This is a genomic window from Halosimplex yunnanense, assembly GCF_054504345.1.
Window position 1 is genome coordinate 773,301 of sequence record NZ_JBTJEL010000037.1, and the last position, 23,517, is coordinate 796,817.

A 23,517-nucleotide genomic window follows, 5' to 3' on the forward strand; every position below is an offset into this window, starting at 1 on the left:
GGGCCGACCTAGTCAGGCTTTTCCCCTCGGGTTTCCATTCACCGGGCATGAATCGTCTGAAGCAGTCCCTGCTCGATGCCCCGATCGTCGAGAAGGAGGGCTATCACTACTTCGTCCACCCGATCAGCGACGGCGTGCCGATGCTCCGCCCGGAGTTGCTCCGCGAGATCGTCATCAAGATCATCCGCAAGGCGGAACTGGAGAACGTCGACAAGATCGTCACGCCTGCCGCAATGGGCATCCACATCTCCACCGCCGTCTCGCTGATGACCGACATCCCCATCGTCGTCATCCGGAAGCGCCAGTACGGGCTTGACGGGGAAGTGGCGCTGTCGCAGGTGACCGGCTACTCCGAGTCGGAGATGTACGTCAACGACGTCTACGAGGGCGACCGCGTGCTGGTCCTCGACGACGTGCTCTCGACCGGGGGGACGCTCTCGGGGATCACCGGTGCGCTCGAAGAGATCGGCGCCGACATCGTCGACATCGTCTGCGTCATCAAGAAAGACGACGGGCAGAACAAGCTCGCCGACGCGGGATACGACGCGAAGACGCTCATCAACGTCGTCGTCGAGGACGGCGAGGTCGTCATCGTCGACGACCAGGGCGACGGGTAGCCCGTCGGCGGGTCACGCGTACCCGAGGTCCTCCAGCGAGGCCATGACATCGTCGGAGACGGCGATCTCCTCGTCGCCGACCGAGCGCTGGTCGAGATCGGCGAAGTAGTGCTCGAGCAGCGACCGCGGGTCGGATTCGAACGAACCGATAGTTCGGAAGCCGCGGGTGTGCGTTTCGTGGGCGTACGCCCCGTTCTCGGTGACGAATCCCCGGAGCGGGCTCTCCCGACGCTCGTACTCGACGGCCGGTACGTCCTTGCGTTCGAACTGCACCTCGTGGAACGGGAGCAGCCCGTGGTACTCGAACAGCGCCGGCATCGGATCGCGGTTCCGGAACAGGTTCTGGCCGCGCGAGTCGACCGACACCCCAGCGAGGTCCGCGACCGTCTGATGGACGTCGAGGAGGCTCGTCACCCGGCTGTCGACCCCGTCGGTGACGTCCGGTCCGCTGACGACGAGTGGAACGTGCGTTAGCTCCGGCCACAGCCCGAAGGAGTGGTTCACCATCCCGTGTTCCCCGAGCAGTTCGCCGTGGTCGGCGAGCGTGACGACGTAGTCGAACTCTTCCCTGAGTTCCCCGAAGACCTCCCGGTACGCGTCCGAGAGATACGCGGCCGACGTGTGATACGCCTCCCGCACGTGGTCGAGGTCGATCGGGTCGTCGGCGAACGCGTCGGCGGCGACGACTGTCACCGGGTCGTCGTCCTCCGAGGGCGGGTGATAGGGCGTGTGCGTCTCCATGAGGTTGACGAAGCAAAACTCCGCTTCCCCGAAGTCGGTCGCCCGGATGCGGTCGAGGACCGGTCGTGCGCCGCCGTCGGCCTCCGACCGCGTGTAGAGTTCGACCCCCTTTCGGAGCGAGGAGACCGTCGCGCAATCGGCCCGTATACACCGCATAACGGCGCGGAGATATTTCTCGAGACCGCTCGCGTCGATCTCGTCGAAGCACTGTCCCCAGTCGTATGCCTCGTCTCTCCCGCCCTCCAGGCTCCAGTAGCCGACGAATTCGTCGAACCCGCGGTCCCACCCCTCGTAGTGCTGGAGCTGGGTGTTCGCGGTGAACAGCCGCGTCGTGTACCCGGCCTCGCGGAGTCGCTCGGCCAGCGTCGGCTCTGGACAGTCGAGCGACGGGGAGTGGCCGTGGACGCCGGCCTCGCTCGGGTACAGCCCGGTGAACAGCGACCCGTGGACCGGGATCGTCCAGTGAGAGGGCGCGTACGCCCGTGTGAACCGGCGGCCGGGGAGCCAATCGAACGCCTCTTCGAACGTATCGTACCTGAGCGTGTCGAGCACGACGACTGCAACGCTGGCCATACCTTCCCTGCCGGTACTGAGATACTTTGTTACCGACTGGTTACGCGAGCCCGGCGATTGGGTATAGATACGATATCACCGACTGACGGGTGGACACCCGATACGGATCAGTTCCGCCAAAGCAACTCCGGATCGATCGCCGGTCACTCTGCTGGTGTTGCAGATGTCGGCGCACGCTTGATCGGAGAAGATCGAGCGCGAAGACTCTCTGTCGGTCCGCGGACACGTCTAGTGTACGGACTCGGTGGACGACCGATCTCTTCGAGCCCCGGCTGTCCCTTTGCCCCGCGTATTACAGTTCAGAGAGATGTTGTACATTTTCATCGAATCACGGGACGGCGAGGCAACTATCCGTTTACCATCACATCGATTATCATGTTTGCAGAATAAAACTAATAACCCAACCGGTGGTATAGGAACTGCTAGAACGGCGAGTGCGCGGAGAAGGCGCTTGGTAGGACATGTCGTCCTTCTCCCCCCGTCGGTAAAAGCGTTGCCCAGCGGGAGTGGCGACGCTACCCGGGGTGGCCCGCGCGTGCCGGCGTAACGCGCATCCGAACAGCAATCCATGAACCAGTCAAACGACGACCGCGAACCGGACATCATCATCGAGGCACACCCCTCGCGTGACGACGAGTTCGGGACGGTAGTCCTGACGGCGATCGCCGACGAGCTGGGGACCGACCCCCAGTCGCTCCCACCGCTGCGCGACAGCATCGATCCCGAGTTCCTCAACGGCTTTCTCGACGCCGGCGAGGCCTCGGTGACCACGCTCTCGTTCGAGTACCACGGCTACGAAGTGGTCGTCACGAGCGACGGGCTCATTCGATTGCGGTCGTTCGCCTGAATCCACGCCCGGACGCTCCCGACACTCGGACGCAACTCTCCTTCTCGGCACCCGACCCGCCGATACCTATCGATAGCGGAGCCGTCGCTCAGCGGCTCGTGGCAGGTCCGCAAAACGGTAGCGGCGATACTCGGATTTCGCGACGCGTTCGGTATTAAAGGGACTCACGGTCGAGTGAAGTCGAAGAATGATAGCGGGAGGTAGATTTGAACTACCGATCTGCGGGTTATGAGCCCGCCGGAATCTCCTGGCTATCCCATCCCGCTACCCATTCATACCGGCGACCACCCATTAAGGGTTGTGATTCGTTCGCCGTCCGTGAATTAGTCCCGCGGTCACCCTTCGTGGACCTGCCAGGTGAACAGACTCTCGAAGACGTAGTTGACGACCATCCCGATGGCGACGCCACAGCCCTTCGCGACGAGCAGCCACAGATCGATCCCCGACAGCATCGACGCCAGACCGACGGCCCCGGCGATGCCCGACAGCGCTGCCACGTCGCCGAACGTCAGGTCGACGAACAGCGGGTTGTAGATCGTCCACCACACGACGAACTGCGTCGTCACGCCGACCGCGCGGACGGCGTGTGATCGTTTGAGTCGCGCGAAAAACGACTCCCGGCCCCCGCTGCTGTGGTCGGCGAACGTCCAGTTCTCGTTGACCAGGAACATCACGAGGATCGCCGTCTCGACGCCTGCTGCCCAGGCGAGCGTCGCGGGCGCTTCGAGAACTTCCGAGAGAACCATCAGGACGGCCGTGTCACAGACCGATCCGACGACGCCGACCGAGACGAACTTCCCGAACCGGACGCCCGAGACCAGCGAGGAGAGGCGCGCCCCGATCGGTTCGTTCCCGTCAGTCATTCTTCTCCACCAGCGCCGTCGGGTCTTCGCGCGTGGCGGCGATGGCGTTGTGCACGCGGCTGTTGCGGATCTGTTTCGCCCGGTGGCGCGAGGAGAGCAACGCGCGGGCGAGGCGAAGCGACGTGCGGACCGGCGAGACGGTCGAACCCGGCTGGTCTTCCCAGGTGATCGGGACCTCCGCCACGTCGAGTTCCAGTGCGCCGGCCATCGCGACGAGTTCGACGTCCCAGGCGAAGCCCGGCTCGTAGAGGTGCTGGCGGACGGCGTCCCACGATTCGGCGGTGATGGCCTTCGCGCCGCACTGGTAGTCGTAGAGGTCGGCGTCGAGCATCCGGCGGGCGAGCCAGGCGAAGCCGTCGCCGAGGAAGCGGCGGGCGAAGGTCTGGTGGCTGGTGATCTCCGAGTCGGGATGGCGGCGCGATCCGACGGCCACGTCGGCGCCACCGTCTGTGATGGCCGCAACGACGTCCGCGAACTCCTCGGGTGCCGTACTGCCGTCGGCATCGACGAAGCCGAGGACGTCGGTTTCAAGCGCCTCGAAGCCGGCGGTTATCGCGGCGCCCTTGCCGCGGCGGTAGGGAGACACACTGATCGTCGCGGGGAGGTCCGCCAGCGCCGCGGCGACCTCCTCCTCGGCGTCGTCGAGTTCGATACGGATGGTCTCGGGGTCGAGTTCCGCGTCGAGCGACCGGACGTACGAGGAGAGGCGATCGACGTCGGGACGGAAGGCGGGGACCACGATACCGACGGACGCGCTCATTGCCCGTTGTGACCACCGCGCCGAGTAAAAACTGTTCGGAACTGGGGAATCGGCCGGTGGCGGCGTGACCGACGAGTACCACCGACCGAGGTTGCCACTGCTCCGACGAACCCGGACTGGCCGTCGTTCGCGGGTACAGCGGTCCACAAGAGGTATAGGCCACGCAGACGCCCACTCTGGTAATGGAGTACGGTCTCGTCCTCTGGTGGCTCGTGACGTACCTCGCCTTCATGGCGGTGGGGATGCCGCTGGCGGCGGTCCTGTTCCCCCGCCTCGCGGACCGCGGGGCGGGCGTGGCGCTCCCGACGGCGCTGGCAGTCCTCTGGGTCGTCGCCTACCTCGTCGGGCACGTCTCGCTGACCGCCGGATTGTTCGCCGGCCTCGCACTCCTCGCGCTCGCCGCCGTGGCAGCGGTCTACCGCGGCGCCGAGTTCAACCGCCGCCGCTACGGGGAAGCGGCCGCGGTGTTCACCGTCGCGTTCCTGTTCATGATCGCCGTCCGGGCGGTCGACGCCGGGGTCCACCCCTTCCTCGGCGAGAAGTTCCTCGATTTCGGCCTCCTGCAGTCGATCCTCCGCGCCGACGCGCTCCCTCCCGAGGACATGTGGTTCGCCGGCCGCCCGGTGAAGTACTACTACGGCGGCCACCTGATCGCCGCGCTGCTGACGAAGATCACCGGAACACAGGCGCGGTTCGCCTACAACCTCGCGCTCGCCGGCTTCTTCGGGATGCTCGTCACCGCCGTCTACGGCCTCGCCGGGTCGATCGCGGCGAGCCGCGGCATCTCCCGGGTCCGTGCAGGCGCGTTCGGCGCCTTTTTCGCCGGGTTCGCGAGCAACCTCTCGACGCCGGTCCAGTTCCTCGCTTGGGTCCTCCCCGACGGCCTGTCGTCGTTCCTGACAGGTCTCCTCGGCACCGAACTCGGGCGGGTCGGCGCCGGTGGTCCGGGCGAGTTTCGGTACTGGGACGCGAGCCGCGTCATCGACGGGACGATAAACGAATTCCCGCTGTTCGCGTGGCTCAACGGGGACATGCACGCCCACATGATGAGCACGCCGTTCGTCCTGCTCGTCGCCGCGCTGCTGTTCAGCTACTATCGAACGCCGGCGGAGGCCCGGACACGGCGACTACTGCTCGTGCTGGGGACCGTCCCGCCGCTCGCTGGCATGCTTGCGGTCGTCAACACGTGGTCGTTCGCGACGGTCGGCGGACTGGTCTTCCTCGCGCTCGCCCTCGCGCCAGCGGATCCGGTCTCGTTGCTCCCCGACGCCGTCGTCGGTCGTATCCCGCGACGGGAGAACTGGCAGCGAGAACTGTCTCGGCACGGCGTCGCACTCGCCGGAGCGGTCACGGTCGTCGCCCTCGGTGCGCTGTGGTCGATGCCGTTCTGGCTCGGCGCGGCCAACGGCAGCGGTCGGTCGATCGCGTTCCTGCCCGAGAAGAGTACGCTGAGCGAACTCCTGCTCGTTCACGGCGGGTTCGTGCTTCTCTTCGTGACCTACCTCGCTCGCCACGCCATCCCGGAAATCGACCGCGAGTTCCTCGGGGAGTCGCTGGTCATGCTCGCTATCGGCGTCGTGATAGCCTGGCTGGGCGCCTCGTCGGCCGCGCTCGCCGTCTTCGGACCGATGATCGTCGTCGCCTGGGTTCTGTTGCGTAGTCAGGCCGACGACCTCGTCAGGGCGGGCTCGCGAGCGGCCGGGTCAGCCAAGCGCGCGGTCTCCGACGGCGGGACGACCGCCACCGGACAGGCCGACGCGGATGCCCCGAACGCCGTTACGCGTATCCGCGATGTCGTCGGCTTCGAGACGCTGCTGGTGATCGCCGGCGCTGGGATCGTCGTCATTGTCGAGTTCGTCTACATCAATGAACAGGCCGGTCCCGAGCGGATGAACACCGTCTTCAAGACGTACGCCGACGTGTGGGTCCTCTGGGCTACCGCCGCCGGCGCCATCCTCGCACACCTCGTGGAAAATCACTCACCTGCGCTCGCGCTCTCGGGCGACCGGTGGAAGACGGCGTTCCGGGCGCTCGCAGTCGTTCTCATCGTCGGCACCTCGGTGTTCGGCGCCTTCGCCCTCTCGGGACACTTCGCGGGCGAATCGTATTTCAGCCGCTTCAATCACCCCGACGATCCGACGCTCGACGGGTTCACGTTCATCAACGAGACCCACCCCGAGGAGTACGCTGCCGTCGAGTGGTTCGGGGACCTGGAGGGCCAGCCCAACATCGCGTCCGCGCCGGGGCAGAACATGTACCAGTGGACGAACCCGATATCGAGCCTGACCGGCGTGCCGACGATCGCCGGCTGGGCCCACGAGGTCGGCTACCGCGGCGGCGACCCGTACCGCACGCGCGTGGATCACGTGAACACCATCTACACCGGATCCCCGGCACAGCGCGCGTACTACCTCGACCAGTACGACGTCGAGTACATCTACGTCGGGTCGAACGAGCGAGCAGACGGGCCGAACGACGATCACGGCTACTCCCAAGAGGAGCTCTCGGTGTTCGAGTCGATGGCCGGCGTCAGCGTCGAGAAGCAGTGGAACGACGTGGTCGTCTATCGCGTCGAGCAGAGCGAACTGGAGTATCCCGAGGAATAACTGCGGACCTTTCTCGAATCCGGTTCAGTGCATCTCGGCGTGGCGCCGCCGGTGGACGATGCCCTGATTGTTCGCCGTCTTCCTGACGAACGAGCGGAACGCCTCGCCGGTCTCGCTGTCCTCGTCGAGGACCATCGGTTCCCCGGCGTCGCCGCCCTCGCGGATCGCTGGGTCGAGCGGGATTTCCCCGAGGAACGGCATCTGCGCGTCCGCGGCGAACGCTTCCCCGCCACCCTCGCCGAAGATGGCGTGGTCGCTCCCGCAGTCCGGACACCGGAACGAACTCATGTTCTCGACGATGCCGAGCACGGGCGTCTCGTGCTCGCCGAACATCTCCAGCCCCTTCCGAGCGTCGTCGATGGCGACTTCCTGGGGCGTCGTCACGATGACGGCGCCGGTGACGGGGACGCTCTGGAGCAGCGTCAGTTGCGTGTCGCCGGTGCCCGGCGGCAGGTCGACGACCATGTAGTCCAGACCACCCCACTCGACGTCCTCCCAGAGCTGGGTGAGCACCTTGTGGACCATCGGACCGCGCCAGATGACGGGGTCGTCCTCGCCGAGCAGGAAGTCCATGCTCATCAGCTTCATCCCGTACTGCTCCGGCGGGACCAGCGTCTCGTCGGGCGTCGCCTGTGGCTGCTGGTCGGCGTCGAGCATCCGCGGGACGTTCGGGCCGTAGACGTCGGCGTCGAATAGCCCGACGCGGGCGCCCAACTGGGCCAGCCCGGCAGCGAGGTTGACGGCGATGGTGCTCTTGCCGACGCCGCCCTTCCCCGAGGCAACCGCGATGACGTTCTCGACGCCGGGGAGGACCGACCCCTCGGCGACGAGGCCGCTTTCCACGTCCGCGTCGAGCTCGATCGACCGGTCCAGGTCCGCCAGCGCTTCGCGGACCGCGCCCGCCATGTCCGTCTCGGTCGGCGAGTAGGGCGCCCCGAGCGCCAGCGAGACGTGCACTTCCTCGTCGGTGACCTCGACCGAGTTGACTAGCCCCAGCGAGACGATGTCGTCGCCCAGATCCGGGTCCTCGACCGTCCCGAGCAGGTCGAGCACGTCGTCTTCGTCCATACGTCGTCTCCGTCTGTCCGAGCGAAAAGGATTGTGAAGACGTCGGATTCGCTCGCCGCGGCGACCGAGTCCGATAGCTCCACACCCACGAAATGACTGATCTCGGATTTCCCCCCTGTACGAGTCGTCTCGGCCGTTCGTGTATACTGATAATGTGTTATTGCGAACGTTTTTATGGTAAAGGGCGAGAACACAGCGAGTACAGGATGGTTGTTGGTGGGTGGCGACGCGTGACGGCGGCGCTGTGTGTCGTCCTTGTCGCAGCAGTGGCGGGGGTGACGTTGTCGGGGACCGCAGGTGCTGCGGGGGCGGAAAACGAGGCGCCGTTAGCGGAAGCGGGACTCGACCAGAACGTCACCGTCAACGCCACCGTCTATCTAGACGCCTCCGGGTCGCGCGACCCCGATGGGGAAGTCACCGATTACGAGTGGCGACTCGAACGACCGGACGGCACCTACACTCGTCCGGATTGTCGAACGTGTGGCCGGACTTCCTTCGTCGCACGGCAGGTCGGGATATACAACGCGACGGTCACCGTTACCGACGACGACGGTACGACCAGCAGCGACACGTTGCGCGTCCACGTGCAGGAGTCAGACGGGCCGACCGTGACACTCTCCGGGCCCGGTGAAATGAACGCGGGTGAAGTCGTGGGATATTCGGCTTCCATCGAAGCTGGGAGCGCCGAACTCACGGCCGTCACGTGGCGCGTCGACGGCAACTGGCAGAACCGGACGGGGATCTCCGGCGAGAGTGCGACCGCCGCGTATCTCCACGCGTTCTCGACAAGCGGGGACCAGACGGTCAGTGTGACCGTCGTCGACCGCCTCGGGCGGGAGCAAACGGCGACCAAAGCGGTTACCGTCCACGAACCGACTGCCGAGAGCAGAAGCACTACCGGGGGTGACAGCGCCGGGAGAGAATGCTCGCAATTCAACAGAGACGACGACCGCTACTGCAACAACGACCGGATGACCCTCGACAGTAATGGCATTACCATCTCTGACACCGACAACGACGGGACGACGGAGTGGGGCGGCCAGACGATGGATGAAGAGTTCGCACAGAATCACGATGGTGTTTCCTACGATTCAACCGACGGTGTCGTCGAATTCGAGAGTCAAGAGGCGTATACAAGTGCGCTCAATGTCGATGAAGTCATTCTTGATCCAGATACTGACACTACCGAAAATACAGACAACCAAGAGGAAGCGGACTCAGAGAAGGATGACAATGACAGTAACCGATTTGGTGGGTCTTCTAGTGACGATAATGGAGACAATGGATCTACCGATGGGGAAGATGGAAATGAAGATACCGATGGTGGAGGTGAAAGCAGTGACAATAGCGGAGGTGATGACACTACTGACAACAGTAATAACGAAGAAAACGATGCTACCGAGGATAGTGATACCGAAGAAAACGATCCTAACACCCGAACAGGCCGAGTCCCACCCGGGCGGGGCGGATATGGAGGATTTTGATAATGTCGTTCATCCCTAAATCAGACCGATGGAAGGGGGGCCTCAATGAGAGATACTAGTGCACAGGGTTCGATAGTTGCGCTGGTGATAGCAATAGCCCTTCTCTTAGGTTCTGTCGTGGCTGTTGCTATCGTATTTGGAGGACCCACGGATTCGGTTGAGGACCAAATGAGTACAACTACATTTAAGCCTACACCACAACCGGAAGAATCAACCAGTACGACGGCCCCGGTACCCACAGATCAAGTGGGACCTACGCCGATCAGATCAACGGCTCCAACGGCAACACCGGCTTTAGGCCCTACCGACACTTCTCTGCCTCCGGAAACACCTACCCCTGCAAGATCTCCGACTCCTGACCTTGCGACCAACGATCTATACGACCATTTCGTGAGTACGCTCTTCGGCGAAACTGAAATTGACGCTGAAGTTCCAGTACGGATTCGTGGCTGGGAGGTAGTTGAAGGCCAAGTCTTGATAGTGGCGATGAATTTGACTGCCCCTTCTGTAGACGAACTTCATAGGATAAAGCAAGTAAATACACTGGTGACGAGCGGTTACGCACAAACTGTCTTCTATCACGACAGCGGCCGGATCAACGGTAAGATCCCAAGCCGTTTGCGGATCGCTGAGGTGAATAACACGGATTCAAGCCCGAAAACACTATACGTCAATACGTCGCTGGCACGCGATTACTATTTGGGCGATATTAGCGGACCCGAATTCACCGAACAGTATTGGGACACTGAGAGCAATATGACGTCTTCTCAAGAGCAATTTGTCAGGGAAATGGATAGGGCAGCCGGAAACGTAACACTGCATAATCGATCGGCGAAGTGACCAGCTACTTGCCCTGTCACTCGACCTGCTAAAATATATTTTAGATAACATATTTCCCCACTCCGACCCGACCCCCTGTCGATGACGCCGCCAGACTTCGGCCCTCACAGCGGGTCGCGATTGCACGACTTGCCAGCCGACCACAGGAACACCGAACCGACCGCCGGGGGCGACGCGCCGACGTTCGACACCGGGACGACAATCGTCGCGGTCACCGCCGACGACGGCGTTGTGATGGCCGCCGACCAGCGGGCGAGTCTCGGCGGGCGGTTCACCGCCAACAAGAACGTCCGGAAGATCTCCCGGGTCCACCCGCGAGCGGCGATGGCGATCTCGGGGTCGGTCGGGCCGGCGCAGGACGTGATCCGGTCGATCCGTGCCGAGGCGGGTCTCTACCAGTCCCGCCGCGGCGACCAGATGAGTATGCGGGCGCTCTCGCAGACCGCCGGTCACATCGTGCGCGGACTCCCGATCGCGCCGATTCTCGGAGGGGTCGACGACACCGGCGGACACGTCTACGAACTCGACGGCGGTGGGAGCGTGATGGAAGACGACTACGCCGCGGGGGGTAGCGGGATGCAAGTCGCCTACGGCGTGCTCGAAGGCCGATACGAGCCCGGAGCATCAGTCGCCGACGCGACCGAGACTGCGGGCGCCGCGGTCGAGGCGGCGAGCGAGCGCGACACCGCCAGCGGGAACGGCGTGACCGTCGCCACCATCTCGGCCGACGGCGTCGAGATCGAAGCCCTCGACGAATCAGGCGATACCGCAGACGGGTCCGGTAACGCCGGCGACGCGGAGGAGGTCGCCTGATGCAGTCGAACGATCAGCGAGCCTACGACCGCGGGGTGACCGTCTTCTCGCCGGACGGGCGTCTCTATCAGGTCGAGTACGCGCGCGAGGCAGTCGAGCGCGGCAGCCCGGTAGTAGGCGTGCGGACCGATGACGCCGTGGTCTTCGCCGCGCACGGCAAACCGCGGTCGCCGCTGATGGAGCCGGACAGCATCGAAAAGGTCCACGACCTGGACGGGAGACTCGGGGTCGCCACGGCGGGTCACGTCGCCGACGCGCGCCGCCTCGTCGACTACGGCCGGCAGTACGCCCAGCGCGAGCGACTCCGCTACGGCGAGGCGCCGGGCGTCGAACCGGTCGCGAAGGCCGTGGCCGACCAGATCCAGGAGTCCACCCAGACCGGCGGGACGCGGCCGTTCGGCGCGGCGCTGCTGGTGGGCGGCGTCGTCGACGGCGACCCGGCGCTCTACGAAATCGACCCGTCGGGGACGCCGAGCGAGTGGCGCGCGACAGCAGTCGGCAGCGGCAGCGAGGCGATCCGGAGCCATCTCGAAGCGGAGTACGAGGCAGGGACGGGCGCCGACGCGGGCGTCTCGCTCGCGCTCGCGGCACTCGACCAGGGGACCGACAGCGATCTAGTCGCGTCGGAAGTCGACGTGGCAGTCCTCGACGAGGGCGGCTTCGAAGCGTTCGATCGGGAGCGACGAGCGACCGCGCTCGACCGCGCGGACCTCTCGTCGGCGTCGTGAGGCGGCGGATCCGACCGTTTCAGGCGACCGCTTCTTCGGTCCCTCCGTCTTCGCCGTGACGGTCCCCGTCGGGAGAGCGACCGGATTCCGACTCGGTGCCCGTCTCGTCGGGGGCAGTGACTTCCGCGGGTCTCCCGGGGGTTTCGGAGTCGTCGTGGTCGGGGCGGCGGTAATCGACGACGGTGCCGTCGCCGGCGACGTAGAGGACCAGGTCCTCGCCGTCGAGGCGGACGCTGACGACCACGCACCACGGGTCGCGGGAGACTACCCGCTCGCGCCACTCGGTGCCGACGTTCCAGATGGGGCGATCCCGGACGTCGCGTGCGTGGTCGTGGTAGAATGCGACGACTGCGGGGTGGCCCAACAGTGTGAGCGAAACGGGACAGCGCAGGTCTCCGCTGCAGGTTTCACATTCGAAGACAACCTGAACGGGCAGGGGAGCGTTCGCCGACTCGGTGGGATCGCTCCCCGATGCTCTCCCGTGAGAGGTAGCCGATTCGTCGGCTTCCACCTCGGCGACCACTTCCATTCCCGTCGCGACCGTGCCGGCGCAGTCGGGGCAGACACCGTCGCTGAAGGATTCGATGCGCCGGCGATGGTGCGTGTCGAGGGCGTCGGGAACGTCCGCCGGGTCGCGTCCGTCCAAGCCTCCCGGGGGAACCGAGAGGCGGAGCACCGGTGCGCCGCAGGCGTCACAGGTGATTTCGGCGACGTTGTCGTGGACCGTCGCGGCGAGCGCCGACTCGCGGCAGAACGGGCAGTCGTCGTCCAGGTCGATGGGGTCGCGGTCGACGCTGGTGGTGTAGGTACCCGCGTTGAGTGCGCGTGCGGCCGATCGACCGGCGTCGGTCAGCTCGTATCGCTCGTCGTCGCGCTGGCGGACGAACCGGTCGGTGAGCTGGCGGAGGTGGTAGGCGAAACCTGCCGAGGTGTCCTCGTCCGTCGCGTCGAACAGTTCCGAGAAGGGCAGCGGCGCGTCGTCGTCGAGCGCGCGGACGACGTCGAGTCTCGTCTCGCCGCCGAGGGCGCCGAACGCGTCGCTCGGTGAGGGAACGTCCGGCTCCGGCGTTTCGTCGGTTCCGGGCTCGTCGGGCGCCGATTCGGTGCCGCGGCGATCGGCGGTCACGTCACGCTACTGCGTGGCATAGCCGTTTGAACCTGTCGTCAGTGGCGATCCCTGCGACGCGGGCGACCGGGTGTCCAGAAAACTTGGAACGGGCACCGGCCTTATTACCGCAGGGCGGAAAGTGGGGGTATGCTCGCGGACGAGTTCGGTCGGGAAGTGTCCGGGGTTCGGGTCTCGCTGACCGACCGGTGTAACTTCGACTGCGTCTACTGCCACAACGAGGGCCTCGGCGACACCCGCGGCCCCATGGCCCCCCGCGAGCACGAGATGGGAACCGACGACGTGGTTCGGTTCCTCGAAGTCGTCTCCGAGTTCGGCGTCGACTCGGTGAAGTTCACTGGCGGCGAACCGCTCCTGCGCGAGGACGTCGAGGAGATCGTCCGCCGCACGCCCGAGGACATGGAGGTCTCACTGACGACGAACGGGACGATGCTGCCCGGTCGCGCCGAGGACCTGGTCGACGCGGGACTCGAACGCGTGAACGTCTCCCAGGACGCGCTCGACCGGGAGACGTTCAAGCAGGTGACCCAGGCCGGAGCCTACGACGCCGTGCTGGAAGGCGTCGACGCCGCGCTTGAGGCCGGGCTGGCGCCGGTCAAGCTCAACATGGTCGTCTTCGAGCAGACCGCCGGGTACGTCCCCGAGATGGTCGAGCACGTCGCCGAGAACGAGGGGTTGCGCCTGCAGCTCATCGAGTATATGCCCGAAATCGCTGGCCACCCTGAGTGGGCGATCGACATCCAGCGCGTCCACGACTGGCTGGGCAAACAGGCCGACTTCGTCGAACGCCGCGAGATGCACGATCGGGCGCGCTACTGGGTGACTCCCGACGGGGTCAGCGTGGACGATGCGGACGACCTCCGCAGCGACGACGGCACGATCGACGAGTCGCGGGCGGGCATGGTCGAGATCGTCGACCCCGTCGAGAACCCGACGTTCTGCGCGAACTGCCACCGCGTGCGCGTGACGCACGAAGGATACCTGAAGGGCTGCCTGAATCGCAACGACGACCTGCGGCCGATGGGTGAGATGACACGCTCGGAGATCCGCGAAGCCTTCCGTGAGACCGTCGCGAACCGCGTCCCCTTCTACGGCGAGTACATGGTCGAGGAGGACGGCGAGTGGGTCGTCAACGAGAAGTACCTCGACGGCGGCGACCGGTCCGTCGACGAGAGCGGCGAGCCCGGCCTGTCCCCCGAGGAGACGGCTGCCCGGAGCGACGACTGACCGAATCGGTCCTTGCCGGGTGCAAAACCCTGAATCGGTTCGAGTTCTCCGTTCAGATGTGAGCACGTACCAGCCAGCGTCGTGTAACATCGGCCGGCGACAGCGACGCCGGCGACTACGCGTGGCGGCGGTCGCCTTCGTCGGCGCGGCCGTCTACGTCGGGGCTGTCGTCGCCGGGGTCGTTCCCGAAGTGCTGCTCGTCGGCGTCTTCGTGCCGCTCGCCGTCGGTTTCGAGTGGGCTATCCAGGCGTCGACCGGGTTCTGCGTCAGGCTCGCGTTCCTCAACCGCTACGACTTCTCGACGGGCGACGGGGGCGGGAAGACAGGGGCGGTTGGCGATCCCGAACACCGGCGGGCCGACCACGAATACGCCGCGAAGATAACTGTCGCTGCCGTCGCGTTCGCCGCCGCGACGACGGCGCTCGTCTGGGTTCTGATCTGACGGCGATCAGTAGTCGGTGACGCCACGCGCTGTCAGGTACTGCCGCGTCGGTCCGCCGACGACGACCTCGGTTTCCTGGAGATCTGAAACGGTCGGTGACCCCGTGACGAACATCGCGGTCTCCAGTTCCCTGACCACGTCCTCGGCGACCTCGACGACGGCGTCGGTCCCGTGTGCGGCCGGCGCGAGGAACGGCTTCGCGAGGCCGCCCGCCGTCGCGCCGAGGGCGATGGCCTTTGCGACGTCCAGCCCCGAGCGGACGCCGCCGCTGGCGATCACCGTATCGTGGGCTTCGAGGCATTCGAGCGTGCTCGCGACGGTCGGGATCCCCCACTGGCGGAACCGCTCGCCGAGGCGCTCTCCCCGGGGTTCGTCGCGGGCCGCGGCGCGGTAGGCCTCGACGCCGGACCACGTCGTGCCCCCTTTCCCCGCCACGTCGATGGCGTCGACGCCGGCCTCGGCGAGTCGCTCGGCGGTCTCCCGGGAGAAGCCGTTGCCGGTCTCCTTGACGATCACGGGCACCGACAGGCCGTCGGCGACGCGCTCGATGGCGTCGAGACACCCGCGGGCATCGACGTCGCCCTCGGGCTGGACGGCCTCCTGCAGAAAGTTGCAGTGGACGGCGACCGCGTCGGCCTCGATCATCTCGACCGCGCGCTCGACCCCGGCGACGCCGTACTCCTCCAGCTGGGCGGCGCCGATGTTGCCGTAGACGAAGGCGGTCGGCGCGGCCTCGCGCACGACCGAGTAGGACTCGACGGTGTCCTCGTCTTCGAGGCCGGCGCGCTGGCTGCCGACGCCCATCGCGATGCCGACCTCCTCGGCGGCCGCCGCGAGCGCCCGGTTGAGTTCCGTGGTGTTGGGGTGGCCGCCGGTCATGCTCTCGATGACGACCGGCGCTGCGAGTTCGTGGCCGAGGAAGTCGACGCTCGTGTCGACCTCGTCGCGGTGGATCCCCGGGAGCGCCTCGTGGACGAGCGAGACGTCCGCGAAGCCAGTTCCCGGTTCCTCGACGTCCTCCTCGCGTACGATCCTGACGTGGTCGTCCTTCCTGTCGACCGTCTCGTCCGGTCCCGTCATTCGTTGCCCGCAGTTCCGACCGCCCCGTCTTACAACTACCTCTTCCCGACGGAGTCGGTGGCGGCTGTGTGACTTTCTACTTGGCGCGCGCTGTCGAGCGTGCCCGCCGCTTGGCGGGCCGCTCGAAATAGTCGTGCGAGGGATGAGCGATGGAGCGGAGCGACTGAGTGAATCGGTTGGGGAGGCGTGTGGCCGTCCGCGGTGCTGTGCGGGTGCCGAGCCATGCGGTTGCGGTCCTGGTGGACTGAACGGGCGAGGCGGGCTCGCGTGCAGTTCAGTCGGCTGAGCGGGCACTATCCGCGCGGGCGGTGCCGAGAGCGCGGATATCTCGCCTCAGCGACCGCGAACGCGCCGAGGGCTTTCATCGCCTGCTGTTCCATCCGGTCGAGGTCTCAGTTACTGCTAGCGAGCGCGTTCGACGTTCACTGTCTGCAGCGGTCGAAACTATACCATTTAGTCAGCAGTCCAGTTCAGCGAGCGTCTTCTCGACGATCTCGTCCACGTCGGTCGTCCCGTACCGCTTTCGAGAGACGTCGCGCATCCGCTCGTCGGCGGCGCTCCACTCCTCGGCCGACCAGAACCGCGCGGCCTGCGCGTCGGAGCCCGCTTCCAACACGCCGCTGGTCGCATCGCGGTGGACGGCGTACTCGAACCCGACCATGTGCTTGTCCTCGGCGACCCAGGTCCCGCGGCCGGCGACCAGCGTCAGGTCCCGGCGGTCGACCGAGAGTCCGGTTTCTTCTTCCAGTTCTCGCGCGGCCGCGTGTGCGGGGCCTTCGCCCCAGTCGACGTGGCCGGCGGGTGTGCCCCACTGGCCGGCGTCGTCGCTGACCGCGCGCTGGACGAGCAGGACCCGCTCGTCGTCGACGACGGTGACGCTCGCGGCGGGCGTGGGACTGTGGAACACGTACTGGTCGCAGGACTCACAGCGGTATGCACCAGGGGCGAGGTCGGAGTCGGCGAGTTCGTGGCCGCAGTAGCCGCAGAAGTCGGGAGGGGTGTTCGTCATCGGTGGGCGGTCGAGCGGACCCGTGTTAGCTCGGTCGGATCACGGCCGGCGGAAGGTGTAGGAGACGCCGTCGTCGCGTTCGACCCCGAGTTCGCCGGCGTCGTGGTCGAAGACGAGGCGGTCGGGCGCGCCCGAGAACTCGTGGAGCGGCATCCCCGTCTCGACGCGGCCGTCGGCGTGGACGGTCACGTGTGTGACGCCGCGGAACTGCGCGACCAGCGCGCCGTCGTCGCGCTCGGAGACGGCGTCGGCGCCCGCGAACCGGTCGAGGTGGTCGCGGACGGCCGCGGTGTCGGTCGGGTCGACGGGCTCGGCGTCGCTGTCGGTCATACCGATAGTTCGGTACGGACTGCCAAAGCAGTGATGTCGGAGAGGCGGTGTCGGGGGGAGTGTACGGATCGGCGTGGGGTAGACTGTGACAGCAATTCACGAGAGGGGACCACTTCGTGACGTTTAAATACAGGCCGGTAGCTAATTCAGGTACGCTCGTGCAGGGGCGCCGGGTCCCGAGTCCCACGCGACGGTATGCGTGAGGGCGGTAGTATACAACCGCACGCGGCAAAGTGCGTGTCGTGGTAGCCAAGCCTGGCCCAAGGCGCAGGGTTGCTAACTCTGTGGCGTACAGCCTCCGGGGTTCGAATCCCCGCCACGACGCTCACACTCGAATCACAGACACATGAGTGCAGAAGACCAAGACCCGGACGGAGCGGATGACGAGGAGGATATCCGCTATTTCGTCCGAATCGGCCAGACCGACCTCGACGGCACGAAGTCCGTCGAGCGGTCGCTCACCGACATGAACGGCATCGGCCATCGCGCGGCCCGCATTATCGCCGAGGAGGCCGGCATCGACCGCCGCGCCGTCTTCGGCAAACTCGACGAGGAGGACATCGACGAGATCGTCGACCTCGTGGAGGGCTTCGCCGAGGAGGCGCCCGAGTGGCTCACGAACCACCGGAACGACTTCTTCGCCGGCGAGACCACCCACGAGACCGGCAACGACCTCGACCTGACTCGCCGGCAGGACATCAACCGCATGAAGATGATCGACTCCTACAAGGGCGTCCGACACAAGCGCGGACAGAAGGTCCGCGGTCAGCGCACGAAGTCCACCGGCCGCTCCGAGGGGACCATCGGCGTCAACGTCGAGGCGATCAAGGAAGAGCAGGCGGAAGCGGCCGAAGCAGAGGGGGATGAAGAATAATGGCGCTCGGTAGCAACACCAAGTTCTACGAGACGCCGAACCATCCCTATCAGGGCGAACGCATCAGCGAGGAGTCCGGCCTGATCGGCCAGTACGGCCTCAAGAACAAAGAAGAGCTCTGGCGCGCCCAGTCCGAACTGCGCGCGTACCGCCGCGAGGCGCGGAAGCTCCTCGGCCAGACCGACGTCTCCGGCGCGGCCAAGGAGACCGACGAGTTCCTCTCGCGACTCAAGCGCATCGGCGTCCTCGACGAGAACGACTCGCTGGACGACATCCTGTCGCTCGACGTGACGGACATCCTCGAACGGCGACTCCAGACGGTCGTCTACCGGAAGGGGCTGGCCAACACGACGCGACAGGCCCGTCAGTTCGTCAGTCACGGGCACGTGACCGTCGAAGGTCAACGCGTCACCCGGCCGTCGAAGAAGATCACCGTCGACGAGCAGGGTGCGGTCGAGTTCGACGAGAACAGTCCGCTGACGGACGAACTCCACCCCGAACGCGCGGAGGAGCAATAACATGAGCGAGACACAGGACGACAAGTGGGGCGTCGCCCACGTGCACGCATCGTTCAACAACACGATCATCACGATCACGGACGAGACGGGCGCCGAGACGCTCGCGAAGTCCTCGGGCGGGACCGTCGTCAAGCAGAACCGCGACGAGGCGTCGCCGTACGCCGCCATGCAGATGGCCGAAGTCGTCGCCGAAGAGGTCCAGGCCCAGGGCGTCGAGGGCGTTCACGTCCGCGTGCGCGGTCCGGGTGGCAACCAGCAGACCAACCCCGGTCCGGGCGCGCAGGCGACCATCCGTGCGCTGGCGCGAGCCGGGCTCGAGATCGGCCGGATCGAGGACGTCACCCCGATCCCGCACGACGGCACTCGCGGTCCCAAGAACACGGGCTTCTAACGATGCAGGACTACGAGGTCGAGTTCGTCGAACGCGGCGACCGGGAAGCGCGCTTCCTGGTGCGGGGGATCACCCCCGCGTTCGCCAACGGCATCCGCCGCGCGATGATCGCGGACGTGCCGACCTTCTCCATCGACCAGCTGCGCGTCGTGGAGAACTCCAGCGTGATGTTCGACGAGCAGATCGGACTCCGACTCGGGCTCGTCCCGCTGACGACTCCCGCCGACGAGTTCGAGATCGGCGACGAGGTGACGCTGGCCCTCGACGTCGAGGGCCCGAGCCGAGAGGAGACCACCGAGACGGTGACCGCCTACTCGGGCGACATCGTCTCCAGCGACGGCCTGGTCGAACCGGCCGACGACAACATCCCGATCATCGACCTCAAGGCCGGTCAGCGGCTCGAAGTCGAGGCCGACGCGGTGCTCGACCGCGGCCGCGAACACGCCAAACACCAGGGCGGCGTGGCCGTCGGCTACCGGCATCTGCAGCGGGTCAACGTCGTCGGTGACAAAGGCGAGTTCGCCGACGACGACCCCAACATCCTGCGCGGGGTCATCGAGGAAGACGGCGAGCTGATCCCGACCGACGAGTTCGATAACGACCTCACCGAGCGTTACCCCGGCAAAGAGGTGGAAGTCGAGGACGTGCCCAACGCCTTCGTCTTCCACGTCGAGACCGACGGGTCGCTGACGGTCGACGATCTGGTCGTCCGGGCGATCGACTCGCTGCGCGACCGCGCGGACGAACTGCGACAGTCGGTGCAACTGTAACGATGAACGACACCCCTCAGACCCACGGCGTTCGCACACCGTCGCCGGAGTGCTCCGGCGGCCGCGAGCGTCCCGCTCGTCCGGCTGCAAACGCGCGGACGGGGAGTCGATCCGGGGCCCGGATCGAAAGCGGTTTGAGGGGGCCGACGAAATACGGAATCGCGAGCAGGGATAGCCAAGTCAGGCCAACGGCGCAGCGTTCAGGGCGCTGTCCCGTAGGGGTCCGCAGGTTCAAATCCTGCTCCCTGCACTTTTCTAGGAGAAACGTATGAGCAAGAGCAATCCGAGACTCAGTAGCCTCATCGCTGACCTCAAGGCGACCGCCCGCGATTCGGGCGGCGACGTCTGGGGCGACGTGGCCGAGCGCTTAGAGAGTCCGCGGCGCACCCACGCCGAAGTCAACCTGGGTCGCATCGAGCGATACGCCCAGGAGGACGAGACCGTGGTCGTGCCCGGCAAGGTGCTCGGTAGTGGTGTCCTGCAGAAGGACGTCACCGTCGCCGCGGTCGATTTCTCCGGGACCGCCCGGACGAAGATCGACCAGGTCGGCGAGGCGGCATCGCTAGAACAGGCACTCGAAGACAATCCCGACGGATCCAACGTGCGGGTGATCCGATGAGCCTCGCCGAGTTCGACGCCGACGTGGTCGTCGACGCGCGAGACTGCATCCTCGGCCGCGTGGCCTCGCAGGTCGCCGAGCGAGCGATGGACGGCGAGCGCGTGGCGGTCGTCAACGCCGAGGCGGCGGTCATCACCGGCGGCGAGGACGACATCATGGAGACGTTCGAGAAGCGCCGCGAGATCGGTTCGGACCGCGGTCCGGCTTACCCGAAGCGCCCGGACGGCATCCTGAAGCGGTCCATCCGCGGCATGGTCCCGTACAAGACCACGCGCGGTCGCGAGGCCTTCGAGAACGTCCGCGTCTACATGGGCAACCCCTACGACGAGGACGGCGAAGTGCTCGAGGGCACCTCGCTGGACCGGCTATCGAACATCAGGTTCGTCTCGCTCGGCGACGTGAGCGAGGCGCTGGGAGCGAACAAAACATGGTAACGAACACCTCAGGCAAGAAGAAGACGGCCGTAGCCCGCGCGACGGTTCGCGAGGGTGAGGGCCGTGTGCGCATCAACGCACAGCCAGTCGAGTTGACCGAGCCGGAGCTGGCCCAGCTGAAGATGCTCGAACCGTTCCGCCTGGCGGACGACGAGCTCCGCGAAGACGTCGACGTCGACGTCGACGTTCAGGGCGGCGGCGTCATGGGCCAGGCGGACGCGGCCCGCACGGCGATCGCCCGCGGACTCGTCCAGCACACCAACGATGCCGAACTCCGCGACGCGTTCATGGAGTTCGACCGGTCGCTGCTGGTCAACGACGTGCGCCAGAGCGAGTCCAAGAAGTGGGGCGGTCCCGGTGCACGGGCCCGCTACCAGAAGTCCTACAGGTGATCTCGCCATGATGGTCCCGGTCCGGTGTTTCACGTGTGGTAACGTCGTCGGCGAGCACTGGGAGGAGTTCAAGGCTCGCACCCGCGAAGCCGACGAGCCCGAGGACCCGGAGAAGGTCCTCGACGAGCTGGGCGTCGAACGGCACTGCTGCCGGCGGATGCTCGTCTCGCACAAGGACCTGGTCGACATCGTCGCACCCTATCAATGAGTCAGTCGTACAACCGCTACGAGAAGGCACGCATCATCGGCGCGCGAGCGCTGCAGGTGGCCTACGGGGCGCCCGTGCTCGTCGACAGCGAGCAGACCCAGCCCATCCTGATCGCCGCCGAGGAGTACGACGAGGGCGTGCTACCCTTTACCGTCCGTCGGGGTGAGCAATGACGCTCGTCACCGACGTCCGTCTGCGCCGCGTGCTCGACTCGCGGGGCAACCCGACGGTCGAGGCCGACGTGCTCACCGAGGAGGGCGGCTTCGGCCGCGCCGCCGCACCGAGCGGCGCCTCCACCGGCGAGTACGAAGCCATCGAGCTGCCGGCGAGCGAGGCCATCGCGAAGGCTCGCGAGGACGCGGTTCCCCGACTCGTCGGGGAGGTCCACGCGGGCAACCAGCGCGAGGTCGACGCGGCCCTGCACGCCGCCGACGGCACGGACGACTTCTCCGGGATCGGCGCAAACAGTGCGGTCGCCATCTCGATGGCCGCCGCGAAGGCCGGCGCCAGCGTGACCGGCGCGCCGCTGTACCAGCACCTCGGCGGCACCTTCCGCGGGAACTCCTTCCCGATCCCGCTCGGGAACGTCATCGGCGGCGGCGAACACGCCGCCGACGCGACTGACATTCAGGAGTTCCTCTCGGCGCCCGTCGGGGCGCCGTCGGTCTCCGAGGCCATCTTCGCCAACGCGGCGGTCCACCAGAAGGTCCACGACATCCTGATCGACCGGGACGTGCCCAGCGGCAAGGGCGACGAGGGCGCGTGGGCGCCCTCCATCGACGACAGCGAGGCCTTCGAGATCATGGACGAGGCGACGAAGGCCGTCGCCGACGAGGTGGGCTTCGAGATCCGCTTCGGACTCGACGTGGCCGCCGCCGAGATGTACGAGGACGGCGCCTACCAGTACTCGGACCGCGAGCGCTCCACCGAGGAGCAGGTCGAGTACATCGCCGACCTCGTGCGCGAGTACGACCTCAAGTACGTCGAGGACCCCCTCGACGAGGACGACTACGAGGGCTTCGCCGACCTCACCGAGCAGGTCGGCGACCGGACGCTGGTCTGTGGCGACGATCTGTTCGTGACCAACACCGGCCGGCTGGGTGACGGCATCCAGCAGGGCGCGGCCAACAGCATCCTGATCAAGCCGAACCAGATCGGGACGCTGTCGGACGCGTTCGACGCCATCGAACTGGCGGTCGAGAACGCCTACGGCCACGTGGTCTCCCACCGCAGCGGCGAGACGGAGGACACCACGATCGCACACCTCGCCGTCGCGACCGACGCCCCGTTCATCAAGACGGGCGCGGTCGGCGGCGAGCGCACCGCAAAGCTGAACGAACTCATCCGAATCGAGGACAACGCAGTATGAGCGGAAACGAAAACGAAGGCCTCGACGCCGCGGACTCCGACGTCGACCCCGAGGTCGACGACGAGGAAGTGGCTACCGAGGCAGAGACTGAGGAATCGGCCGCTGGGGCCGACGACGTGGCCGAGGACGTCGAAGACGAGGCGGCCGACGAGGCCGACGAGGGACCGGCCCTCGACGAGGACGTCATGCCCGACGACGAGGCAGACCTCCTCATCCCCGTCGAGGACTACCTCGCGGCAGGCGCCCACATCGGTACCCAGCAGAAAACCAAGGACATGGAGCGGTTCATCCACCGCGTCCGGACGGACGGGCTGTACGTGCTCGACGTGAGCATGACGGACAAGCGCATCCGGACGGCCGCGGACTTCCTGGCCAACTACGACCCCGAGCAGATCCTCGTGGCGTCGTCGCGCCAGTACGGTCGCTTCCCCGCGGAGAAGTTCGCCGACGCCGTGGGCGCTCGCGCCCGCACCGGCCGCTTCATCCCGGGCACGCTGACCAACCCCGACTACGAGGGCTACATCGAGCCGGACGTCGTGGTCGTCACCGACCCGATCGGCGACGCCCAGGCCGTCAAGGAGGCCATCACCGTCGGCATCCCGGTCATCGCGATGTGCGACTCCAACAACCAGACGTCCAACGTGGATCTGGTTGTCCCGACGAACAACAAGGGTCGCAAGGCCCTGTCGGTCGTCTACTGGCTGCTGGCCAACGAGACGCTGGACCGGCGCGGCGCCGAGCCCAGCTACTCGCTCGACGACTTCGAGACCGAGATTTAACGCCCGTTT

At 66.2% G+C, this 23,517-nt stretch carries 28 protein-coding genes and 3 tRNA genes; 22 read left to right on the plus strand and 9 right to left on the minus strand.

The genetic code is table 11. The features are described from left to right. Nucleotides 1–47: 47 nt before the first annotated feature. Nucleotides 48–617: a hypoxanthine/guanine phosphoribosyltransferase gene (hpt, locus tag AB2U09_RS22745; protein WP_459195034.1), complete on the plus strand. Its 570-nt coding sequence runs from the start codon at nucleotides 48–50 to the stop codon at nucleotides 615–617. Nucleotides 618–629: 12 nt separating this feature from the next. Here the strand turns inward: hpt and AB2U09_RS22750 are convergent, their stop codons facing one another. After that, entirely contained in the window at nucleotides 630–1,931 is a 1,302-nt protein-coding gene (locus AB2U09_RS22750) for a sulfatase-like hydrolase/transferase (RefSeq protein WP_459195035.1), read from the minus strand. A 568-nt stretch (nucleotides 1,932–2,499) separates the two neighbouring features. Between AB2U09_RS22750 and AB2U09_RS22755 the strand changes: the two genes are divergently transcribed. Next, on the plus strand, nucleotides 2,500–2,778 hold the full coding sequence (locus AB2U09_RS22755; protein ID WP_459195036.1) for a HalOD1 output domain-containing protein: 279 nt from the start codon (nucleotides 2,500–2,502) through the stop codon (nucleotides 2,776–2,778). Nucleotides 2,779–2,969: 191 nt separating this feature from the next. Here AB2U09_RS22755 and AB2U09_RS22760 read toward each other — a convergent pair. The 3 genes from AB2U09_RS22760 to AB2U09_RS22770 form a co-directional block, all read right to left on the minus strand. Further along, nucleotides 2,970–3,044 (minus strand) — tRNA-Met (locus AB2U09_RS22760). Nucleotides 3,045–3,113: 69 nt separating this feature from the next. Beyond that, nucleotides 3,114–3,641 (minus strand): GtrA family protein, encoded by a 528-nt coding sequence (locus AB2U09_RS22765; RefSeq protein ID WP_459195037.1) that lies wholly within the window; start codon nucleotides 3,639–3,641, stop codon nucleotides 3,114–3,116. Beyond that, nucleotides 3,634–4,401, minus strand: coding sequence for a glycosyltransferase (locus AB2U09_RS22770; RefSeq protein WP_459195038.1), 768 nt, complete (start codon nucleotides 4,399–4,401; stop codon nucleotides 3,634–3,636). The genes AB2U09_RS22765 and AB2U09_RS22770 overlap by 8 nt, the downstream gene beginning before the upstream one ends. Nucleotides 4,402–4,583: 182 nt before the next feature. Here AB2U09_RS22770 and AB2U09_RS22775 point away from each other — a divergent pair, with 182 nt between their 5' ends. Next, nucleotides 4,584–7,007: a DUF2298 domain-containing protein gene (locus AB2U09_RS22775; protein WP_459195039.1), complete on the plus strand. Its 2,424-nt coding sequence runs from the start codon at nucleotides 4,584–4,586 to the stop codon at nucleotides 7,005–7,007. A gap of 24 nt (nucleotides 7,008–7,031) precedes the next feature. Here the strand turns inward: AB2U09_RS22775 and AB2U09_RS22780 are convergent, their stop codons facing one another. Continuing rightward, on the minus strand, nucleotides 7,032–8,075 hold the full coding sequence (locus AB2U09_RS22780; protein ID WP_459195040.1) for an Mrp/NBP35 family ATP-binding protein: 1,044 nt from the start codon (nucleotides 8,073–8,075) through the stop codon (nucleotides 7,032–7,034). Between the two features lie 230 nt (nucleotides 8,076–8,305). Between AB2U09_RS22780 and AB2U09_RS22785 the strand changes: the two genes are divergently transcribed. The 4 genes from AB2U09_RS22785 (at nucleotide 8,306) to AB2U09_RS22800 (ending at nucleotide 11,940) form a co-directional block, all read left to right on the plus strand. Further along, nucleotides 8,306–9,559, plus strand: a complete 1,254-nt coding sequence (locus tag AB2U09_RS22785) for a PKD domain-containing protein (protein WP_459195041.1) — start codon at nucleotides 8,306–8,308, stop codon at nucleotides 9,557–9,559. Between the two features lie 390 nt (nucleotides 9,560–9,949). Next, nucleotides 9,950–10,399 carry a hypothetical protein gene (locus AB2U09_RS22790; protein ID WP_459195042.1) on the plus strand — a complete coding sequence of 150 codons (450 nt, stop codon included), beginning with the start codon at nucleotides 9,950–9,952 and terminating at the stop codon, nucleotides 10,397–10,399. Between the two features lie 81 nt (nucleotides 10,400–10,480). After that, nucleotides 10,481–11,212: an Ntn hydrolase family protein gene (locus AB2U09_RS22795; protein WP_459195043.1), complete on the plus strand. Its 732-nt coding sequence runs from the start codon at nucleotides 10,481–10,483 to the stop codon at nucleotides 11,210–11,212. After that, entirely contained in the window at nucleotides 11,212–11,940 is a 729-nt protein-coding gene (locus tag AB2U09_RS22800; RefSeq protein WP_459195044.1) for an archaeal proteasome endopeptidase complex subunit alpha, read from the plus strand. The genes AB2U09_RS22795 and AB2U09_RS22800 overlap by 1 nt, the downstream gene beginning before the upstream one ends. A 19-nt stretch (nucleotides 11,941–11,959) precedes the next feature. On the opposite strand, the gene AB2U09_RS22805 is transcribed toward AB2U09_RS22800, so the two are convergent. Continuing rightward, nucleotides 11,960–13,066, minus strand: coding sequence for an ArsR/SmtB family transcription factor (locus AB2U09_RS22805; protein WP_459195045.1), 1,107 nt, complete (start codon nucleotides 13,064–13,066; stop codon nucleotides 11,960–11,962). A 129-nt stretch (nucleotides 13,067–13,195) separates the two neighbouring features. On the opposite strand from AB2U09_RS22805, the gene moaA reads away from it, so the two are divergent. Together moaA and AB2U09_RS22815 are read left to right on the plus strand one after the other, a co-directional pair. Next, entirely contained in the window at nucleotides 13,196–14,293 is a 1,098-nt protein-coding gene (moaA, locus tag AB2U09_RS22810; RefSeq protein ID WP_459195046.1) for a GTP 3',8-cyclase MoaA, read from the plus strand. A gap of 58 nt (nucleotides 14,294–14,351) precedes the next feature. Next, on the plus strand, nucleotides 14,352–14,735 hold the full coding sequence (locus AB2U09_RS22815; RefSeq protein ID WP_459195047.1) for a hypothetical protein: 384 nt from the start codon (nucleotides 14,352–14,354) through the stop codon (nucleotides 14,733–14,735). A gap of 6 nt (nucleotides 14,736–14,741) precedes the next feature. Here the strand turns inward: AB2U09_RS22815 and fni are convergent, their stop codons facing one another. The 3 genes from fni to AB2U09_RS22830 form a co-directional block, all read right to left on the minus strand. Beyond that, a complete protein-coding gene (gene fni / locus AB2U09_RS22820) occupies nucleotides 14,742–15,815 on the minus strand; it encodes a type 2 isopentenyl-diphosphate Delta-isomerase (RefSeq protein WP_459195048.1) in 1,074 nt (357 codons plus the stop codon). 457 nt (nucleotides 15,816–16,272) lie between these two features. Beyond that, nucleotides 16,273–16,824 carry an NUDIX domain-containing protein gene (locus AB2U09_RS22825; RefSeq protein WP_459195049.1) on the minus strand — a complete coding sequence of 184 codons (552 nt, stop codon included), beginning with the start codon at nucleotides 16,822–16,824 and terminating at the stop codon, nucleotides 16,273–16,275. 39 nt (nucleotides 16,825–16,863) lie between these two features. Then, nucleotides 16,864–17,154 (minus strand): hypothetical protein, encoded by a 291-nt coding sequence (locus AB2U09_RS22830; RefSeq protein WP_459195050.1) that lies wholly within the window; start codon nucleotides 17,152–17,154, stop codon nucleotides 16,864–16,866. 239 nt (nucleotides 17,155–17,393) lie between these two features. Here AB2U09_RS22830 and AB2U09_RS22835 point away from each other — a divergent pair. The 13 genes from AB2U09_RS22835 (at nucleotide 17,394) to rpsB (ending at nucleotide 23,508) form a co-directional block, all read left to right on the plus strand. Next, nucleotides 17,394–17,478 (plus strand) — tRNA-Ser (locus tag AB2U09_RS22835). A gap of 22 nt (nucleotides 17,479–17,500) precedes the next feature. Continuing rightward, complete coding sequence (locus AB2U09_RS22840; protein WP_459195051.1) at nucleotides 17,501–18,028, plus strand: 30S ribosomal protein S13; 528 nt, start codon at nucleotides 17,501–17,503, stop codon at nucleotides 18,026–18,028. Continuing rightward, complete coding sequence (locus AB2U09_RS22845) at nucleotides 18,028–18,546, plus strand: 30S ribosomal protein S4 (protein ID WP_459195052.1); 519 nt, start codon at nucleotides 18,028–18,030, stop codon at nucleotides 18,544–18,546. Before AB2U09_RS22840 ends, AB2U09_RS22845 begins: the two co-directional genes overlap by 1 nt. A 1-nt stretch (nucleotide 18,547) precedes the next feature. Continuing rightward, nucleotides 18,548–18,937, plus strand: coding sequence for a 30S ribosomal protein S11 (locus AB2U09_RS22850; protein WP_459195053.1), 390 nt, complete (start codon nucleotides 18,548–18,550; stop codon nucleotides 18,935–18,937). A 2-nt stretch (nucleotides 18,938–18,939) separates the two neighbouring features. After that, entirely contained in the window at nucleotides 18,940–19,707 is a 768-nt protein-coding gene (locus AB2U09_RS22855) for a DNA-directed RNA polymerase subunit D (RefSeq protein ID WP_459195054.1), read from the plus strand. A 165-nt stretch (nucleotides 19,708–19,872) separates the two neighbouring features. Continuing rightward, nucleotides 19,873–19,957 (plus strand) — tRNA-Leu (locus tag AB2U09_RS22860). A gap of 18 nt (nucleotides 19,958–19,975) precedes the next feature. After that, on the plus strand, nucleotides 19,976–20,326 hold the full coding sequence (locus tag AB2U09_RS22865; protein WP_459195055.1) for a 50S ribosomal protein L18e: 351 nt from the start codon (nucleotides 19,976–19,978) through the stop codon (nucleotides 20,324–20,326). Next, a complete protein-coding gene (locus tag AB2U09_RS22870; protein ID WP_459195056.1) occupies nucleotides 20,323–20,760 on the plus strand; it encodes a 50S ribosomal protein L13 in 438 nt (145 codons plus the stop codon). The genes AB2U09_RS22865 and AB2U09_RS22870 overlap by 4 nt, the downstream gene beginning before the upstream one ends. Next, on the plus strand, nucleotides 20,754–21,152 hold the full coding sequence (locus tag AB2U09_RS22875; protein ID WP_459195057.1) for a 30S ribosomal protein S9: 399 nt from the start codon (nucleotides 20,754–20,756) through the stop codon (nucleotides 21,150–21,152). Before AB2U09_RS22870 ends, AB2U09_RS22875 begins: the two co-directional genes overlap by 7 nt. 7 nt (nucleotides 21,153–21,159) lie before the next feature. Further along, nucleotides 21,160–21,360, plus strand: a complete 201-nt coding sequence (locus tag AB2U09_RS22880) for a DNA-directed RNA polymerase subunit N (protein WP_274323431.1) — start codon at nucleotides 21,160–21,162, stop codon at nucleotides 21,358–21,360. Then, on the plus strand, nucleotides 21,357–21,533 hold the full coding sequence (locus tag AB2U09_RS22885) for a DNA-directed RNA polymerase subunit K (RefSeq protein WP_459195058.1): 177 nt from the start codon (nucleotides 21,357–21,359) through the stop codon (nucleotides 21,531–21,533). Before AB2U09_RS22880 ends, AB2U09_RS22885 begins: the two co-directional genes overlap by 4 nt. Continuing rightward, entirely contained in the window at nucleotides 21,530–22,729 is a 1,200-nt protein-coding gene (gene eno / locus AB2U09_RS22890; protein ID WP_459195059.1) for a phosphopyruvate hydratase, read from the plus strand. Before AB2U09_RS22885 ends, eno begins: the two co-directional genes overlap by 4 nt. Then, a complete protein-coding gene (gene rpsB, locus AB2U09_RS22895; RefSeq protein ID WP_459195060.1) occupies nucleotides 22,726–23,508 on the plus strand; it encodes a 30S ribosomal protein S2 in 783 nt (260 codons plus the stop codon). The genes eno and rpsB overlap by 4 nt, the downstream gene beginning before the upstream one ends. Nucleotides 23,509–23,517 lie beyond the last annotated feature (9 nt).